The sequence below is a fragment of the Streptomyces glaucosporus genome, assembly GCF_039533345.1.
Taxonomy (GTDB): domain Bacteria; phylum Actinomycetota; class Actinomycetes; order Streptomycetales; family Streptomycetaceae; genus Streptomyces; species Streptomyces glaucosporus.
On sequence record NZ_BAAATJ010000016.1, the window covers coordinates 121,525 to 138,308 of the forward strand.

The 16,784-nt window shown below is 73.1% G+C and carries 15 protein-coding genes and 3 pseudogenes; 7 read left to right on the forward strand and 11 right to left on the reverse strand.

The annotated features are described in order from the left end of the window. Positions 1–61: 61 nt before the first annotated feature. Together ABD358_RS17855 and ABD358_RS17860 are read right to left on the reverse strand one after the other, a co-directional pair. Positions 62–568 carry a cupin domain-containing protein gene (locus ABD358_RS17855; protein WP_344632046.1) on the reverse strand — a complete coding sequence of 169 codons (507 nt, stop codon included), beginning with the start codon at positions 566–568 and terminating at the stop codon, positions 62–64. A 39-nt stretch (positions 569–607) separates the two neighbouring features. Continuing rightward, positions 608–1,606 carry a Gfo/Idh/MocA family protein gene (locus tag ABD358_RS17860; protein ID WP_344632047.1) on the reverse strand — a complete coding sequence of 333 codons (999 nt, stop codon included), beginning with the start codon at positions 1,604–1,606 and terminating at the stop codon, positions 608–610. Positions 1,607–1,822: 216 nt separating this feature from the next. Here ABD358_RS17860 and ABD358_RS17865 point away from each other — a divergent pair, with 216 nt between their 5' ends. From ABD358_RS17865 to ABD358_RS17875, 3 genes are all read left to right on the forward strand, one after another. Continuing rightward, complete coding sequence (locus ABD358_RS17865; RefSeq protein ID WP_344632048.1) at positions 1,823–2,785, forward strand: fibronectin type III domain-containing protein; 963 nt, start codon at positions 1,823–1,825, stop codon at positions 2,783–2,785. Positions 2,786–2,808: 23 nt separating this feature from the next. Then, positions 2,809–3,324, forward strand: coding sequence for a metallophosphoesterase family protein (locus ABD358_RS17870; protein ID WP_344632049.1), 516 nt, complete (start codon positions 2,809–2,811; stop codon positions 3,322–3,324). Positions 3,325–3,431: 107 nt separating this feature from the next. Beyond that, positions 3,432–3,746, forward strand: a complete 315-nt coding sequence (locus ABD358_RS17875; RefSeq protein WP_344632050.1) for a DUF1232 domain-containing protein — start codon at positions 3,432–3,434, stop codon at positions 3,744–3,746. Between the two features lie 67 nt (positions 3,747–3,813). Here the strand turns inward: ABD358_RS17875 and ABD358_RS17880 are convergent, their stop codons facing one another. Both ABD358_RS17880 and ABD358_RS17885 read right to left on the reverse strand, forming a co-directional pair. Continuing rightward, on the reverse strand, positions 3,814–4,251 hold the full coding sequence (locus tag ABD358_RS17880; RefSeq protein ID WP_344632051.1) for a cytidine deaminase family protein: 438 nt from the start codon (positions 4,249–4,251) through the stop codon (positions 3,814–3,816). Between the two features lie 21 nt (positions 4,252–4,272). Continuing rightward, positions 4,273–4,485 (reverse strand): annotated as a pseudogene (locus ABD358_RS17885) (hypothetical protein); the annotation flags it as partial. 10 nt (positions 4,486–4,495) lie between these two features. On the opposite strand from ABD358_RS17885, the pseudogene ABD358_RS17890 reads away from it, so the two are divergent. Beyond that, a pseudogene (locus ABD358_RS17890) lies at positions 4,496–4,879 on the forward strand (transposase family protein); the annotation flags it as partial. Between the two features lie 61 nt (positions 4,880–4,940). Here the strand turns inward: ABD358_RS17890 and ABD358_RS17895 are convergent. The 4 genes and pseudogenes from ABD358_RS17895 to ABD358_RS28460 form a co-directional block, all read right to left on the reverse strand. After that, a complete protein-coding gene (locus ABD358_RS17895) occupies positions 4,941–5,738 on the reverse strand; it encodes a hypothetical protein (RefSeq protein WP_344632052.1) in 798 nt (265 codons plus the stop codon). After that, complete coding sequence (locus tag ABD358_RS17900) at positions 5,735–6,736, reverse strand: hypothetical protein (RefSeq protein WP_344632053.1); 1,002 nt, start codon at positions 6,734–6,736, stop codon at positions 5,735–5,737. Before ABD358_RS17900 ends, ABD358_RS17895 begins: the two co-directional genes overlap by 4 nt. Positions 6,737–6,820: 84 nt before the next feature. After that, positions 6,821–6,970, reverse strand: coding sequence for a DUF5958 family protein (locus ABD358_RS28455; protein ID WP_425576359.1), 150 nt, complete (start codon positions 6,968–6,970; stop codon positions 6,821–6,823). Between the two features lie 22 nt (positions 6,971–6,992). After that, positions 6,993–7,175, reverse strand: a pseudogene (locus tag ABD358_RS28460) (DUF5958 family protein); the annotation flags it as partial. 214 nt (positions 7,176–7,389) lie between these two features. Between ABD358_RS28460 and ABD358_RS17905 the strand changes: the two are divergent. The 3 genes from ABD358_RS17905 to ABD358_RS17915 are packed head-to-tail and all read left to right on the forward strand — an operon-like array spanning position 7,390 to position 9,649. Then, complete coding sequence (locus ABD358_RS17905; protein ID WP_344632076.1) at positions 7,390–8,142, forward strand: LamB/YcsF family protein; 753 nt, start codon at positions 7,390–7,392, stop codon at positions 8,140–8,142. Then, positions 8,139–8,753, forward strand: coding sequence for a 5-oxoprolinase subunit PxpB (gene pxpB, locus ABD358_RS17910; RefSeq protein ID WP_344632054.1), 615 nt, complete (start codon positions 8,139–8,141; stop codon positions 8,751–8,753). The genes ABD358_RS17905 and pxpB overlap by 4 nt, the downstream gene beginning before the upstream one ends. Beyond that, entirely contained in the window at positions 8,750–9,649 is a 900-nt protein-coding gene (locus tag ABD358_RS17915) for a 5-oxoprolinase subunit C family protein (protein ID WP_344632055.1), read from the forward strand. Before pxpB ends, ABD358_RS17915 begins: the two co-directional genes overlap by 4 nt. Before the next feature lie 74 nt (positions 9,650–9,723). Here the strand turns inward: ABD358_RS17915 and ABD358_RS17920 are convergent, their stop codons facing one another. The 3 genes from ABD358_RS17920 to ABD358_RS17930 form a co-directional block, all read right to left on the reverse strand. Next, positions 9,724–10,032: a hypothetical protein gene (locus ABD358_RS17920; protein WP_344632056.1), complete on the reverse strand. Its 309-nt coding sequence runs from the start codon at positions 10,030–10,032 to the stop codon at positions 9,724–9,726. A 120-nt stretch (positions 10,033–10,152) separates the two neighbouring features. After that, entirely contained in the window at positions 10,153–12,699 is a 2,547-nt protein-coding gene (locus ABD358_RS17925) for a SpoIIE family protein phosphatase (protein ID WP_425576360.1), read from the reverse strand. A gap of 56 nt (positions 12,700–12,755) precedes the next feature. Next, the gene (locus ABD358_RS17930; protein WP_344632057.1) at positions 12,756–16,784 is read right to left on the reverse strand and encodes a HAMP domain-containing protein; all 4,029 of its coding nucleotides are present in this window, start codon (positions 16,782–16,784) and stop codon (positions 12,756–12,758) included.

Consider the following 16,784-nt stretch of genomic DNA (forward strand, 5'->3'; position numbering starts at 1 on the left):
GGAGCGGAGAACGGCCCCCGGGCCGCGGGAGGCGGACCGGGGGCCGGAAGCCGTCACGGGGTCACGCCTTCCTCGGCCCTCCCCCGAGGTCGGTGAAGAAGCTGTCGTGGCGCATGAGGAACTCCGCCAGTTCCCCTCCCCCGCGCCGCGCCGTCTCCTCGGCCTTCTCGAAGTACTCCTCGCGCGGCGCACCCGGCGTGAAGAGCATCAGCATCGACACCGGCTCGTCGGAGTCGTTGCGGAAGGCGTGCAGTCCGCCGGGCGGCACGTACAGGAAGTCCCCCTGCCGGCCGGTGATCCACCGCTCCCCGTCGAACAGGCTCAGCTCGCCGGAGAGGACGTAGAAGGCCTCCGAGATCGTCCGGTGGAAGTGCGTGCTCGGGCCGGGCGCCCCCGGCCCCATCTCCACCCGGTACAGGCCGAACTCGCCCCCGGTCAGGGCGTGGGTGGCCAGGTAATGGGTGCGGGTCCCGGAGGGCGAGACCAGTTCCGGTCCGGTCGCGGCCGGTCTGTACACCGCGCTGATCTCGCCTCCCTCGCCCAGGTAGCGGGGCTCCGGATAGGACATGGCCGACTCCTTCCGTACGGCCGCGCCGCGGCGCGGCCGTCACTCGTGGGGGTAGCGGACTCCTGTGCGTTCCCGGACGGCGTCCATCGTCTCCATCACCGCGAGCGTTCCGTCCAGGGGGACGAGCGGGGACTCCGTCTCCTTCTCCCGCAGGCAGCGCATCACCTCCGCCGCCTCGTGGGTGTAGCCGCCGGCGGACCGCGCCTCGGGCACGCGGACCTCCTCGGTCTCCCGTCCCTCGCGGTGGAGGCGGAAGCTCTCCGGCTGGAAGAAGCCGTGCGGCAGTTCTATGCGCCCCCGGGTGCCGCTCACGGCCGCCACGGTGGGGGTGGCGGAGGCGATGGAGCACGAGAGGGTGGCGACGGCCCCGCTGTCGTAGCCCAGCAGGACGCCGGTGGTCTCGTCCACGCCCTCGGGCGTCAGGTGCGCCCAGGCGGCGACGGAGGCGGGCGCGCCGAGGACCAGGTGGGCGAAGGACACCGGGTAGATCCCCAGGTCGAGCAGGGCGCCGCCGCCCAGCCGGGGGTCGCGCAGCCGGTGCGTGGCGTCCACCGGGGCGACGATGCCGAAGTCGGCGTGGACCGAGCGCACCTCGCCGATCGCCCCGTCGGCGATGAGGTCGAGCATGCGCCGGACGACGGGGTTGCAGTAGGTCCACATGGCTTCCATCAGGAAGACCCCTCTGCGGCGCGCCAGTTCGACCATCTGCCGGGCCTGGGCGAGGTTGAGGGTGAGGGGCTTCTCGCACAGCACCGCCTTGCCCGCCTCCAGGCAGACGGTGGCGGCCTCCAGGTGGGCCGAGTGGGGGGTGGCGACGTAGACGACGTCGACGTCGGGGTCGGCCGCGAGGTCCGTCCAGCTTCCGTACGCCCGGGGGATGCCGTGTTCGGCGGCGAAGCGGCGGGCGGACTCCTCCGACCGCGATCCCACCGCCAGGATTTCGCCCTCGGGCAGCGTGGCGAGGTCTCCGGCGAACGCCCGGGCTATCCCGCCGGTGGCGAGGATGCCCCATCGGATCGTGTCGTCCCTGCGTGCCATGCGCTCTCCCGGTCCGGTCCTTCGGTGTGCCGGACCTCACCCTACGGTCGTCCCCGCACGTCCCGCCGCCCCCGTCCATTTCCGACGGGCCGTCAGGTCCGGTCGCGGGCGGGAGTCTTGCCGCCGGCCTCCCCCTGTGTCATATATGTCCAGACCATTATCGCGGCCGGTCCCCCCGAACGGCCCTTCCCCTGACTGGAGTTCACCATGGGACGGATGTCCGGGTTCGCCGCGCCGGCCTCCGTCTGCCTGCTGCTGGCCGCCTGCGGCCCCGGGGGCGCGGACGGCCGGCCCCCGTCCGCGCCCACCGGCGTCACCGCCCAGGCCGGCGGCGCCACCTCGGTCCACGTCATGTGGAACCGGTCCGCCGACGACACCGGGATCGCCGGGTACGAGGTGCACCGGTCGGGGCGGAAGGTCGAGGACGTGCCCGGCGGCCGGCACATGGTGGACGTGGAGGGACTGGAACCGGCGACCGCCCACACCTTCGCCGTCCGCGCCAGGGACGCCGAGGGCAACCTCTCGCCCTTCAGCGAGGAGGTCTCCGTCACCACCCCGCCGCGGACACCCGGCGACCGCACACCGCCCACCCGGCCCCGGGGACTGCGCGGCAGGGCCGAGGGCGCCCGCGCCGCCACCCTCACCTGGGAGAAGTCCGCCGACGACCACGGCGTGGCCTCGTACGACATCCTCCAGGGCGGCGCCCGGATCCACCGCGTGCCCGGCGACGAGACCACGGCCCTCCTCACCGGGCTGCGGCCCGGCGTCCGCTACGCCTTCACGGTCGTCGCGCGCGACGCCGCCGGCAACGCCTCCCCCGCGAGCCCGGTCGCGAGGGTCGCCACGGCCGGATCCGTCGGGAAGCCGGACGGCCCCGGCACGGCGCCGTCCTCCTTCCGGGCCGTGGGCCGCGCCGCCGGCGACGGGTACCGCATCGACCTGTCCTGGGTGCCGCCGAAGACGGGCGGACGGGTCACGCGGTACCAGATCCACCTCGACGGCGAGCTCGCCACCACCCTGCACTGGAGCGCCCCCACGCCCCGCGGCCGGATCTCCCACAGCCTCCACGCCGGGAAGGAGCCCGGCGCCACCCGCACCGTGCGGATCCGGGCCATGCTCCCGGACGGCACCTGGGGCGCCTTCTCCGAGCGGCGGACCGTCACCCTCGGCCGGGAGTGAGCGCCGGGGCTACGGTGGGGGACGTGCGTCTGCTGCTCACCTCCGACACCCACCTCCCCAAACGCGCCCGGCGGCTGCCCGACGAGCTGATGGCGCGGGTGGCGGAGGCCGACGTGGTGGTCCACGCCGGGGACTGGGTGGACACCGCCACCCTCGACCTGCTCCAGGAGCGGTCGAAGCGCCTGATCGGCGTGTACGGCAACAACGACGGCCCCGGACTGCGCGCCCGGCTGCCCGAGGTGGCCCGCGCGGAACTGGGCGGGCTGCGGCTCGGCGTCGTCCACGAGACCGGCCCGAGGCAGGGGCGGGAGAAGCGGTGCGCGGAACGCTTCCCCGACCTGGACGTGCTGGTCTTCGGGCACAGCCACATCCCCTGGGACACCACGGCCGAGCGGCCCGGCGGCGGGAGCCTCCGGCTGCTCAACCCCGGCTCGCCCACCGACCGCCGCGCCCAGCCGTACCGCACCTTCATGACGGCGGTGGTGGAGGCGGGACGGCTGCGCGAGGTGGTGCTGCACCGGCTGCCGCCCCGCCGCTGACCGGTCGCCTCGACCGCTGCCGCCGTCCCGGGGTTTGCGGCGCCGTTCCGCGGTCATCCTCACTACCGCCGGTCCTCGCTCGGGCCGGCGAAGGACAGGGAGGCCCCGTGGACAGCCGGCAGATCGTACTCGCCGTCGCCGGTGTGGCGGTGGCCTCGATGCTCGTCGCCGCGGCCGTCCTGGCCCTGCGGCTGGTGCGGACCTGGCGGCTGGTGCGCGGCGAGGACGTCACGCCGCGCACCAGGTTCGTCTTCTGGGGCGCGCTCGCCTATGCCGCCCTCCCCCTCGACCTGCTGCCGGACCCGGTGTACCTGGACGACATCGGCCTGCTGTGGCTGGCCGTCCGCCACATCGCCGGGGTGGCGGAGCGGCGCTACGGATGGGACTCCCGGAAGGCCGACCCCCCGGGGCTCCACCGCTAGGGCCTCGGTTCAGATTCGTGCTCTGGTGCCGCATTAGAAAATGTCTGCCCTGCAACCGCCTGAGGTGTCAGCTCGAGCTGAGTGGTGTGCTCGGCTTGGCGTCGAGTTGGTGGTCCGCCCAGATGTAGCTTTCGGGAAGCAGGTCGGTGACGGGCACCATCCGGAGACCGTCGTTCGTCCCGACGACGACCTTGAGATCTGGGAAGTAGTCGAGAAGGACCTGGCGGCAGCGGCCACATGGAGGTACGACGCCTCGGTCGCGGTCGCCCACGGCAACGATGATGTCCAGATCGTAGGCGCCCTGGGCGGCAGCGGTGCCGATCAGGACCAGCTCCGCGCAGGGGCCTCCGGTGAAGTGGTAGGCGTTCACCGCGGTGACGATCCGGCCGTCCCGGGCGCGTGCCGCGACCGCCATGGTGTGGTTGTCGCCCCGGCAGCGTGTGGCCGCGACGTGCGCCGCTGCCCGGAACAGTTCGTGGTCGACACAGTCGGTCCGTGTGGTCATCTTCTCTGTCCTCTTGCACGGTCAGGCGGCGTTGGCCCTGTCGGCGACGGAGCGTAGGCGCCGGTCGTCGACATAGCGATCTCGCCAGGTGATGTAGCGGCGGATCATGCTGCCCTGCTCCTTATGGTCTGTACTGTCGGGGGCGAGGTAGCGCAGGGCGGTGAACCGGGCTTCGATACGGTTGAGCCAGGAGCTGTCGGTCGGGGTGCAAGCGATCCCGACATTGTTCGCCGCGGGCCCGGGCGCCTCCCCGTCCGGAAAGCTGCTCTGGGTCTCCCCGGCGCTGCCCGGCGCGGTCCACGGCCTCTGCGCGGCCCGCACCCACTGGAGATTGTCGTCCCTCTGGGAACATCATCGACACCCTGCCCGAGGAGGGAGCGCCTGCTGGGCGGACAAGGTCTACCGAGGCGCCCGCCCTGCCGTCCGGGTGCCCTCCTGGGGCCGCTGGGGGACACTCTCGGCCGGGCAGCAGGCCCACAACCGCTCCCACGCCCGCATCCGCGCCCTGGGCGAGCAGGCGGTGGCCGCACCGAAGTCCTGGCGGCTGCGCAAGCCCCGCTGCTCCACCACCCGCATCACCGGCCTGGTCAAAGCCGTCCTCACCCTCCACCTCGCCGCGTCAGCCTGAGGTTGGAGAACGCTCATAGCCTTTGGTGATCACGCGGCGGCCGCTTCCGTGCCGACCCCGGTCACGAACTGGTCGACTGGTTCGAGGCCTGCTCGGTATCGCAGGCCGCGGTCTCGGATCCAGTCGGTTCCATAGACCTCGTGCCCGCACTCCCGCCCTTCCTGCCCTCCTCGATGGGGACATGGCATCGTCGTTGAAGCTCATCGCGTTCAACGTCCGGGATCGTCATCGACTCGGCGAGCACGGCGGCGAGCGCGCCCACTTGAGCGTTGCCGATGTCAGCGTGGAAGAGCCACCGGATGTTCTCGTCCCGCGTGATGAGATCGACCGCCAATCGCCCGCTTCTGTCCTGTGTGGTCGCTGCTCGGACGTATCGCACCCGGTCGATCGGGATGTCCTGACGAATCTCGCCTTGCTCGAGGAAGGCGTTCGTCTTGGCCATGATGATGCGGCGATCCGTGACGGCGACCAGTGTCTTTGCCACGGCTTTGTCCCTCGCTGCCGCCAACTTCTCCTTCGCTGCGCCGAGGATCGCAGAAATCGGACCGAGGGCATCGAGCTGATCGGGGAAACCGAGGACGCGTAGGGTCTCACCGTCCTCGAGGAACCACCGCAGGATGCGAAGATACGGTTCGAGATCCAGCGACTCGGGTGCGCAGACGACGCCTGGAGCCTCGAGCGGAGGCACCGGCGGGTGGAGAGCGTCGGCAAGAGGCTCGATCGCCTCCAGAAGACGGGCGGAGGTTTCGCGCGCCGCCTTCACGTCCTTCCGCTTCCCCGGCAGTGGCAGTGTGTCGCGCCCGGGGAGCTCGGCGATGACCCGCAGCTCCCGCGTCAGCGCGTGGACGAGGCTCGTCATCTCGACGAGAGCGGAGTCGAACTCCGCTCGGGTGTCACGCCGATGACCTCCGCGTACTGCGCCTCGGCCATGTCTTCGCGTCCAGCGGCTCTCGCCCTCGCGGCGCGCAGCGCCTGGTACCCGGTCCATGCCTTGAGGGAGGACAGGAGGGCGTGTGCGTCGAAGGCGATCGCCTCGGCGTTCGTCTGCAGATAGTCACGGTGGCTGCGTGCGTCGGCCCGGCCGATCTGCCTGACATGGTCGCGGACATTTCCCTGGTAGAGCTCAAGTTGCTTCTGCAACAGCGCTCCACTGCCCGCGACGTCCTCCCACAGGGACGCGGGGACCGATTCGATCTCTCGCGCCTGGTCCACCGCGCGGTCGATGGCGACGACGAGCCCCGTCAGTTCGGCCCACTGATCCTTGCGGATGGTGGTGAGGACCTGACTCGTCATCGCAAGGTTGGTCCTGACAAGGTCCGAGACCTCACTCAGCATCACCTGAAGGGCGACCATGGCCAGCGCCGGCCCGATCGAGGCCGCGGTCTGCGCCTTGCTCACCGCATTCACAGGGTAGAAGCGGGCCTGATGCAGGATGCGGCCAGGAACCATCACCGCTCCGAGGTTCCCGCCGTCCTTGACGGCGAGCGTCGCGCCGCTCTTCAGCAGGGCCTGTGCCGTGTCGCCGATCCTGTAGAGCCCCTGCACGCCGGCGAACGCGTTTCCAAGGTTGCCGACCACGGTCGCCGCGTTCCCGATCGAGGCGAGGATCGCTGAGATCTGCTTGCGGTCGGCAGCCGGCACGATCCCGAAGTCAATCAGATCGGGTTTCAGCTCCGGCGGAACCTCGCCGGCGACGAGAGCCACCCCTGGGAGCACCTCCACCAGGACCGTCGACGCCGTCGTCGAGTCGGTGTCCGAGTCGGACGTCGGATCGTCCACAACAGGTGAGTCGGCGGTATTGCTCTGGCCGTTCTCCTCAGGCTCGGCGATCTCCATCGAGCCCGAAGGGTCCTGCATGCGATCTCCTCCCCCGCGGGCGCGCGCAACGGCCAGACGTCGTCGGCGCTCACTGCCGAAGTCTACGGCTCAACACCCTGCGGTTCAGCCCGGATTCACGGGCCGATTCCGGACCGGCCGGCGGCAGGCATGGGTGTGCCCAGCGGCACAGGACCGCTCCCGGCGGCGCTTGTCGGCCACTCCAAGCAGGGACATCAGCAGCCGAAATGTCTTTACTCGCTCGTCCTGCAGCAAATTGGTGATCTTTGTCGGTCGCCGCGGGCAACTGCCCGCGCGTGATCAGACCCGCCAGGGTATGCGTCGACCGGATGCCGGCCATGCGCACGCTCTCGATGCCGTCCTCCGGCGTCGCGCGGGCCTGGATGCAGAACCCGCTCAGGACCCGCAGAACCTCGAACTGCTCGTCGGCGGCAAGGCACTCGCCCCTGCGCGAGCGGATCCTGCACGAGCTTGTTCAGCCCGACCGTGCGCTCTTCCATCCACCCACCCCGTGATTCGGCTCAGACCATCACCTCTGCAGGCTGTCGAAGCAGGTCGCGAAGTATGACTGGAGCACTGGGCCCCTCGGGCACCGGGGCGGACCGGGCAGCGGCCCTCCTCCGGCCCCCTCCGCCGACTACGCTCGCCGCATGGCAGCGGAGGACACAGTCAGGGTGATCGACCTCAACGCCGACCTCGGCGAGGGCTTCGGACGCTGGCGGCTCACCGACGACGAGGGGCTGCTCTCCGTCGTCAGCAGCGCCAACGTCGCGTGCGGCTTCCACGCCGGCGACCCCTCCACCATGCGGCGGGTGTGCGCGGAGGCCGCCGCGCGGGGCGTCGCGGTCGGCGCGCAGGTCTCGTACCGCGACCTGGCGGGCTTCGGGCGGCGGGCGATGGACGTCCCCGAGGACGAACTGGCCGACGAGGTCGCCTACCAGATCGGCGCGCTGCGGGTCTTCGCCGAGGCCGCCGGAACGCGCGTGGCGTACGTCAAGCCGCACGGCGCGCTCTACAACCGTACGGTGCACGACGAGGCCCAGGCGCGGGCGGTGGTGGCGGGGACGCTGCTGGCGGGCGGCGGGCTGCCGGTGCTGGGGCTGCCCGGATCGCTGCTGCTGGAAGCCGCCGGGGAGGCCGGACTGCCCGCGGTCGCCGAGGCGTTCGCCGACCGCGGCTACACCGCCCGCGGCACGCTGGTGCCGCGGCGGGAGCCGGGCGCCGTGCTCCACGAGCCCGGTGCCGTGGTGGCCCAGGCGCTGGACATCGCGCTGCGCGGGGAGGTCGCCGCCGCGGGCGGCGGACGGGTGGCCGCCGCCGCCCGGTCGCTGTGCCTGCACGGCGACACCCCCGGCGCCGTCGAACTCGCCCGGCGGGTGCGCCGGGAACTGGAGGAGGCCGGGGTGCGGATCGGGGCGTTCGCGTGAGGGCGCTGCCCATGGGGCGGCACGCCCTGCTGCTGGAGGTGGAGGACACGGAGCGGGCCCGGGCGCTCCACGCCGAACTGCTGCGGATGCGGGAGGCCGGCGAGCTGCCCGGGGTGGCGGAGATCGTCCCCGCAGCGGTCACCGTCCTGCTGGACGGCCTGGAGGACCCGCGGGCGCTGGCGGACCGGCTGCGGCGCCTGGAGGTGCCGCCCGCCGCGCCGGGGGACACCGCGTCGGTGGTGCTGCCGGTGCGCTACGACGGGCCCGACCTGGCCGAGGTGGCGGCGCTGTGGGGAGTGGACGAGGAGGAGGCGGCCGCGATCCACGCGCGCACCGAGTTCCACGTCGCCTTCTGCGGGTTCGCGCCCGGCTTCGCCTACCTCACCGGGCTGCCCGAGGCCCTGCACGTGCCCCGGCGGGCGACGCCCCGCACCGCGGTGCCGCCCGGTTCGGTCGGCCTGGCCGGACCGTACACGGGCGTCTACCCGCGCACCTCCCCCGGCGGCTGGCGGCTCATCGGCCGGACCGACGCCGTGCTGTGGGACGTCTCCCGCGAGCCGGCCGCGCTGCTGGCCCCGGGCACCCGGGTGCGTTTCGAGGCCGTCCCGTGACGGGCGGACGGACGCGCGAGGACGCGCTGGAGGTGGTGCGGGCCGGGGCGCTGACCACCGTGCAGGACGCGGGCCGGGTGGGCCACGCCCATCTGGGGGTGCCGCGTTCGGGGGCCCTGGACGCCCCCGCGCACCGGCTCGCCAACCGCCTGGTGGGCAACCCCGACGGCGCCGCCGCCCTGGAGACGACGCTCACCGGCTGCGCGGTGCGCGCCGGGCGTCCCCTGGCCGCGGCGGTGACGGGCGCCCCGTGCGCGGTGCGGATCGACGGCCGTCCGGCTCCCTGGGGGCAGGCGGTGCGGGTGCCGGCCGGGGCCGTGCTGGACGTCGGCGCCGCACGGCACGGGGTGCGCAGCTACCTGGCCGTGGCGGGCGGCATCGCGGTCGAGCCGGTGCTCGGCAGCCGCTCCACCGACCTGCTCTCCGGGCTCGGTCCCGAGCCGCTCGCCGAGGGGGTGCGGCTGCCGGTGGGCGAGCCGGCCGGGGCCGTGCCCCGGGCGGACGCCGTCCCCGCGCCGGGGCCTCCCGTGCGGGAGCTGGTGCTGCCGCTGCTGCTCGGCCCGCGCGACGACTGGTTCACCCCCGCCGCGCTGCGCGTCCTGGCCCGCGGGACGTTCCGGGTGTCCGCCGCGAGCAACCGCGTCGGCCTGCGGACGGAGGGGCCCTCCCTGGAGCGGGCCAGGGAGGGCGAGCTGCCCAGCGAGGGCATGGTGGCGGGCGCGGTCCAGGTGCCGCCGGACGGCCGGCCCGTGGTCTTCCTCGCCGACCATCCGACCACCGGCGGCTATCCGGTCGTCGGGGTGGTGGCCGGGGAGGCGCTCGGCGCCGCGGCGCAGGCCGTCCCCGGCCTGCCGGTGCGGTTCGTCCCCCTGCGGAACCGGGGGCCGGGGCGCTGACGGGCCGGGGCCGGGAGCCGGAGGCGTCCGGGCCGCGGGGACGGCGTCACCGCGTGCGCGTCACTGCGTCCGCGTCACTGCGTCCGCTTGCCGTGGGACTCCTCGCCGGGTCCCACCTCCTTCTCCCGGGCCTCCTCGGTGCCGGTGCCGGGCGCCTCGACGCCCTTCAGCGGTTCGCCCCCGACGGTCCCGCCCCCGGAGTACCCCTCCGCGGCGCTCGCCGTGCCGGGGACGACGCCGGGCCGGAACTGCGTCTCCCGCCCGGAGTGGGCGCCGGGACCCCGGCCGGCCGGGTCGGCGCGGCGCTCCGCGCCCGTCTCGCCGGCCGTGTCCCGGCCGGTGTCCTCCTGCGCGTCCCGGGCCCTGTCGTCCTGGTTCCCCATGACCGTGCTCCTCGCCGTGTGTCGCGTTCGGGTGCACGGCGCAGGTACCCGCCGGAAACCGGCGGAAACGGGCGGCGGGCCGTCCCGGGACCGGCCGGGGCGCGGGCGCCCTCGGGACGGTCAGCCCATCCGGACGCCGACGATGCAGGTGTCGTCGTCGGTGTCGGAGTTGCTGTACGTCAGCATCCGGTCCAGACGCTGTTCGAGGGTGGCGTCGGGGTCCTGGACGACGGCCATGAGCTGGTCCAGGGACTCCTGGAGGGAGCGGTCCCTGCGCTCGATCAGGCCGTCGGTGTACATCAGCAGGATGTCCCCGGTCTCCAGCCTCAGCTGCTCCTCCTCGTACTTGGCCTCCGGGAGGGCGCCGAGGAGGAGGCCGCCGACCAGGGGCAGCGTGGTGGCCTTCCCCTCGCCCTCCCCCTCGCGCAGCAGGACCGGCGGCGGGTGCCCGGCCCTGGCCCAGCGCAGGGTCCGCGTGTCGGGGTCGTAGATGCCGCAGACCGCGGTCGCGGTGACGTTCTCCGTGAGGTGGTGGGCGACGGTGTTCAGCCAGGTCAGGATCTGGGCGGGGCCCGCGCCGGTGGTGGCCAGGCCGCGCAGGGCGTTGCGCAGCACCACCATGCCGGTGGCCGCCTCGATGCCGTGGCCCGCCACGTCGCCCACGGACAGCAGGACCTGCCGGGAGGGCAGCACGACGGCGTCGTACCAGTCGCCGCCGACCAGGTGGTCCTCCTCGGCGGGCCGGTAGCGGACGGCGATGTGGAGCCCCTCGGCCTCTATCGGCCCCCGGGTGGGCGGCATGATGGCGCGCTGCAGCTGCAGCGCCATGCGGTTGCGCTCGGCGGCCTGCTGCTCGGTCTGGGCGAGCTGGTCGCGGGTGGCGCCCAGCGCGACCTCGGTCCAGTGCTGGGCCGAGACGTCCTGGTAGGCGCCGCGCACCACGACGAGCCGCCCCTCCGCGTCGAGGGCGGGTTCGGCGACCACGCGGATGTGCCGCACGATGCCGTCGGCCCGCCGGAGGCGGAAGGCCACGGAGGCGGGGCGGCGGTGGTGCAGCAGGGTGCGCAGGAAGCGCCCGATGGCGGCCTCGTCGTCGGGGTGGGTGTGGGCCGGGAGCTGCTCCAGGGGGATGGGAGAGGCGCCCTGCGGCAGTCCGTGGAGGGCGAAGAGCTGGCTGTTCCAGACGATCTCGCCGGTCACGAGGTTCTCCTCGAAACCGCCGATGCGGCCCAGGCGCTGGGCGTGCTGGAGCACGCGCGCCAGCCGGGCCGCCTCGTCCTGCACGCGCCAGATGAGCAGGACGTTCTCCCCGTGGCGGCTGATGCTGACGCTCGCCTCCACGGTCAGCGGCACCTGGCCGACCATGGCGCGCAGCACCATCCGTTCGGCGCGGAAGGGCTCGCCGGTCGCGTGGACGTGCTCGATCTTCTCGAACAGACCGCTCTCGCCCATCGCCAGCGGGTACGCCTCCAGCAGCATCGCTCCGGCGACGGCGCTGCGCGGGCGTCCCGCCGGGTCGACGAAGTGGCTGCTGACGTGGTGGATGCGGAAGTCCGCGAGCCGTCCCTCGGCGTCCAGGTGGGGGACCAGGACCAGGGCGGAGTCCAGCAGGCCGTCGGCGAAGTCCACCAGTTCCGGGATGCCGGGGGGGCGCGTCTGCTGGATCCCGGAGGTGTCCGGGGCGTGGGTGTCCAGGGTGTGGGCGCACAGCTCGGCCAGTGCCTCGATCTGCCGCTCCACCTGCGGGGGCTGCGGCTCCAGGGGGCCGGGCCAGCAGATCTCCAGGACGCCCAGGATGCGTCCGCCGTTGCCCGCGGGCGCCGTCACCCGGCAGCCGTCGGGTGCCTGCCGCCGTCCCAGCGTGGGCATTCCCGCCTCCGCGGCGGACGGGAACCACACGGTGCGGCGTTCGGTGAGGGCCTTGCGGGCGAGCGTGGCCACCCCGGGGGGCACGTAGTGCCACCGGGCGGCCTCCTCCGCGGCGAAGCCCGCGCAGCCGGCCAGGGTGAGGGACGAGTCGGTGCCGGCGGCCCAGATGGCCACCCCCGTGGCGCCCAGCGGGGACAGCGCGTGCTCCAGGAGGGACTCGGCGACGGCCTGGGTGTCGCTCGCGGCCAGCGCGCCGCTCTCCGCGGTGCGCAGCCGCACCGACAGGGAGGGGGCGTCCTTGTCCGGCTGCGTCCGGCCGCCGGTGTGCTCCCAGTCCTGCCCGGCCCGGGTCAGGAACTCGCGGGCGGCCTCGGTGAGGCGGTCGCGGGACGCCTGGTCGATGAGGTCGGCGGCCAGTTCGAGCCGGGAGACGCCGGCCTGGTCGGCGAGGACGGCCAGTTGTCTGGCCGCCTGTGCCGGCCCGCATCCCAGCCTCTCCACCAGGATGCCCTTGGCCATCTCGATCAGGGCACGGCCCTCGGCCGCGGCGTGGGCCTCCCGCACCTCGCGGCGGAGTCGCTCGACCGTGGCCGCCAGGCGGCCCAGGCTCGTCTCGCCGCCGCGCGGGCCCTCGTAGAGCCGGCCCTCGTACAGCCGCTTCCCCTGCCGCGCGCCCCCGTGCGGCACCAGGTCGGCGGTGCTCGCCGCGGACGTGTCCGCGCCGGGCGCCTCCCCTTCCGGGGCTGCCTCCGGCGGCCCGTCGTCCAGGACGGACTCGTCCGGCCGCTGGGTCTCCACTGCTGCGCTCCTCGGAAGGTGGTGTTCGACGGACGGGGGGATGGCCGGGCCGCGGACTACACGCCCAGGCAGCGCCGGATGCACGCGATGAGGTCACGGGCGTCCAGCGGCTTGGTGACGTAGTCGTTGGCCCCGGCGGCGAGGGTCTTCTCCCGGTCCCCGGGCATCGCCTTGGCCGTCACCGCGATGATGGGGAGCGCGGCGTACTCCGGCATCGACCGGATCGCCGCGGTCGCGGCGTAACCGTCCATCTCCGGCATCATCACGTCCATCAGGACCAGGTCGATGCCGGGGTTGGCGGAGAGCGTCTCGATGCCCTTGCGGCCGTTGTCGGCGTGGAGCACGTGCATGCCGTGGAGTTCCAGGATGCCGGTGAGGGCGTAGACGTTGCGGGCGTCGTCGTCGACGACGAGCACGGTGCGGCCCGCCAGCGCCTGGTCGATCTCCCTCGGCGCGAACGGCTCGGCGGCCTCCTCGGAGCGGACCAGGGGGAGCACGTCGCCCGGCTCCTCCGCGGTCAGGTGGAGGGCGATGCGCTCGCGGAGCTCGTCCAGGCTGGAGAGCAGCTCCATGGGCCGGCTGTCGGCGCGCGACCGCAGGGCGCGCTCCTGCTCCGGGTCCAGGCGCCGGTTGTTGTGGGCGAGGACCGGGACGCGGCGCAGGGCCGCGTCGCCGTCCATGGCCTCCAGGAAGCGCAGCGCCGTCCCGTCGGCCATGTCGAGCTGGAGCACCACGCAGTGGCACGCCTCGGCGGCGAGCGCGGCGGCCGCCTCCTGCTCCCCGACGGCGGTGACGATCTCCACGGAGCCTTCCGGGTCGTGCCCGCCCTCGGCGAGGTCGGCCGCGGCGTTCTCCGCGACCAGGGAGAGCAGGCCGCGGGGGCGGTCCTCTATGACCAGCAGCCGGCGCTTGTGCGGGCGGGGCGGGACGAGGGCGGCCCGCTCCTCGCCGGGGAGCGCGGCGGTCTCCTCCTGCGGGGCGTCGCCGTCCCGGGGCGCGGCGACCCCGCCGGTGAAGTCGGGGCGCGCCACGGGCAGGTAGAGGGTGAACGTGCTGCCCTGGTCCGGGACGCTCTCGACGGTGATGGCGCCGCCCAGCAGGTAGGCGATCTCGCGGCTGATGGACAGGCCCAGCCCGGTGCCACCGTACTTGCGGCTGGTGGTGCCGTCGGCCTGCTGGAAGGCCCCGAAGATGCTCTCCAGCTGCTGCTCGGGGATGCCGATGCCGGTGTCCTCCACCCGGAAGGCGATGGCCGAGCCGTGCATGCGGACCGAGGCGGGCACCTCGGACGGGTCGACCGGTTCGATCCGCAGGCGGACTCCGCCGGCCTCGGTGAACTTCACCGCGTTGGACAGCAGGTTGCGCAGCACCTGCCGCAGGCGGGAGTCGTCGGTGAACAGGTCGACGGGGAGTCCGGGGGCGGTGCTGATGGTGAAGTTGAGGCTCTTCTGGGTGGTCAGCGGCCGGAAGGTGGCCTCGACGTAGTCCAGCAGGCGGCGCAGCGGGACGCGTTCGGGGTTGATGTCCATCTTCCCCGCCTCGACCTTGGACAGGTCCAGGATGTCGTTGATCAGCTGCAGCAGGTCGGAGCCGGCGGAGTGGATGATGCCCGCGTACTCCACCTGCTTGGGGGTGAGGTTGCGGGTCGGGTTCTGCGCCAGGAGCTGGGCGAGGATCAGCAGGCTGTTGAGCGGGGTGCGCAGTTCGTGGCTCATGTTGGCCAGGAACTCCGACTTGTACTTCGACGCCAGCGCCAGCTGCCGGGCCCGCTCCTCCAGTTCCTGCCGGGCCTGCTCGATCTCCAGGTTCTTGGTCTCGATGTCGCGGTTCTGGGAGGCCAGGAGGGCGGCCTTCTCCTCCAGTTCGGCGTTGGAGCGCTGCAGTTCCTCCTGCTGGACCTGCAACTCCTCGGAGCGGGCCTGGAGTTCGGCCGCCAGGCGCTGCGACTCCGCCAGCAGCTCGTCGGTGCGGGCGTTGGCGATGATGGTGTTGACGTTGAAGCCCACGGTCTCCATGAGCTGGCCGAGGAAGTCCTTGTGGACCGCGGTGAAGGGGGTGACCGACGCCAGTTCGATGACGCCGAGCACCTGGTCCTCCGCGAGGATCGGCAGCACGATCAGGCTGGTCGGGTCGGTGGCGCCCAGCCCCGAGGAGACGGTGACGTAGCCCGGGGGCAGGTCGTCGACGGTGATGGTGCGGTGGCTGCGGGCGGCCTGGCCGACCAGGGACTGGCCCATCCGGAACCGGGGCGCCTCGCCCTCGGTCGCCTCCGGGTGGCCGTAGGAGCCGATGAGACGCAGTTCGGTCTCCCCGGAGGGGTCCTCCTCGGCGAGGTAGAACGCGCCGTACTGGGCGTCGACCAGCGGGGTGAGCTCGTCCATGATCAGCTCGGCCACGACCGCCAGGTCGCGGCGGCCCTGCATCAGGCCGGAGATGCGGGCCAGGTTGGTCTTGAGCCAGTCCTGCTCCTGGTTGGCCCGGGTGGTCTCCCGCAGGGACTGGACCATGAAGTTGATGTTGTCCTTCAGGTCGGCCACCTCGCCGGAGGCGTCGACCGTGATGGAGCGGGTCAGGTCGCCCTGGGCGACGGCGCTGGTGACCTCGGCGATCGCGCGCACCTGCCGGGTGAGGTTCCCGGCCAGCTCGTTGACGTTCTCCGTCAGGCGCTTCCAGGTGCCGGAGACGCCCTCGACCTCCGCCTGGCCGCCGAGGCGGCCCTCGCTGCCGACCTCGCGGGCCACGCGCGTGACCTCCGCGGCGAAGGCGGAGAGCTGGTCGACCATCGTGTTGATGGTGGTCTTCAACTCCAGGATCTCGCCGCGCGCGTCGACGTCGATCTTCCGGGTGAGGTCGCCCTGGGCGACCGCGGTGGTCACCTGGGCGATGTTGCGGACCTGGCCGGTCAGGTTGTTCGCCATCGAGTTGACGTTGTCGGTCAGGTCCTTCCAGGTGCCCGCGACGTGGGGCACCCGGGCCTGACCGCCGAGGATGCCCTCGGTGCCCACCTCGCGGGCCACCCGGGTCACCTCGTCGGCGAAGGCGGAGAGCGTGTCCACCATCCTGTTGATCACGTCGGCGAGCGCGGCGACCTCGCCCTTGGCCTCGACGGTGATCTTCTGCGACAGGTCGCCCCTGGCGACCGCGGTGGCGACCTGGGCGATGGAACGCACCTGATTGGTGAGGTTGGACGCCATCACGTTGACGGAGTCCGTCAGGTCCTTCCAGGTGCCGGACGCGCCGCGCACCGTGGCCTGGCCGCCCAGCTTGCCCTCGGTGCCCACCTCGCGGGCCACCCGGGTCACCTCGTCGGCGAACCCGGAGAGCTGGTCCACCATCGTGTTGATGGTCTCCTTCAGCTCCAGGATCTCGCCGCGCGCGTCCACCCGGATCTTCTGCGACAGGTCGCCCTTGGCGACCGCGGTGGCGACCTGGGCGATGTTGCGGACCTGGTTGGTGAGGTTGCCGGCCATGGAGTTGACCGAGTCGGTCAGGTCCCGCCAGGTGCCGGAGACGCCCTTGACGTCCGCCTGGCCGCCGAGGCGGCCCTCGGTGCCCACCTCGCGGGCCACCCGGGTCACCTCGTCGGCGAACCCGGAGAGCTGGTCCACCATCGTGTTGATGGTGTTCTTCAGCTCCAGGATCTCGCCGCGCGCGTCGACAGTGATCTTCTGCGACAGGTCGCCCTTGGCGACCGCGGTGGTCACCTGGGCGATGGAGCGGACCTGGGTGGTGAGGTTGCCGGCCATGAAGTTGACCGAGTCGGTCAGGTCCCGCCAGGCCCCGCCGACGCCCGGCACGTGGGCCTGGCCGCCGAGGCGGCCCTCGCTGCCGACCTCGCGGGAGACCCGGGTCACCTCGGAGGTGAACAGCGAGAGCTGGTCCACCATGCCGTTGAAGACCTTGGCGATCTCGCCGAGGAGGCCGTCGGCGCCGTCCGGCAGCCGGGTGCCGAAGTCTCCGTCCCGGACGGCGGTCAGTCCGGCCAGGAGCTGGCGCAGCTCCTCCTCCCCCGCCTTGCCCACGCTCCGTGCGCCGCCCCCGGCACGCCCTCTGGGGCGAGCCTCGCCGGCCGTGGTGTCAACCAT

What these genes read in the sequence shown, in the direction of transcription:
- ABD358_RS17900 (WP_344632053.1), bottom strand. Translation starts at nt 6,736, where the DNA reads ATGCAGGACCCTTCGGGCTCGATGGAGATCGCCGAGCCTGAGGAGAAC.
- ABD358_RS17920 (WP_344632056.1), bottom strand. Translation starts at nt 10,032, where the DNA reads ATGGGGAACCAGGACGACAGGGCCCGGGACGCGCAGGAGGACACCGGC.
- ABD358_RS17880 (WP_344632051.1), bottom strand. Translation starts at nt 4,251, where the DNA reads ATGACCACACGGACCGACTGTGTCGACCACGAACTGTTCCGGGCAGCG.
- ABD358_RS17895 (WP_344632052.1), bottom strand. Translation starts at nt 5,738, where the DNA reads ATGACGAGCCTCGTCCACGCGCTGACGCGGGAGCTGCGGGTCATCGCC.
- ABD358_RS17855 (WP_344632046.1), bottom strand. Translation starts at nt 568, where the DNA reads ATGTCCTATCCGGAGCCCCGCTACCTGGGCGAGGGAGGCGAGATCAGC.
- ABD358_RS17860 (WP_344632047.1), bottom strand. Translation starts at nt 1,606, where the DNA reads ATGGCACGCAGGGACGACACGATCCGATGGGGCATCCTCGCCACCGGC.
- ABD358_RS17865 (WP_344632048.1), top strand. Translation starts at nt 1,823, where the DNA reads ATGTCCGGGTTCGCCGCGCCGGCCTCCGTCTGCCTGCTGCTGGCCGCC.
- ABD358_RS17930 (WP_344632057.1), bottom strand. Translation starts at nt 16,784, where the DNA reads ATGGTTGACACCACGGCCGGCGAGGCTCGCCCCAGAGGGCGTGCCGGG.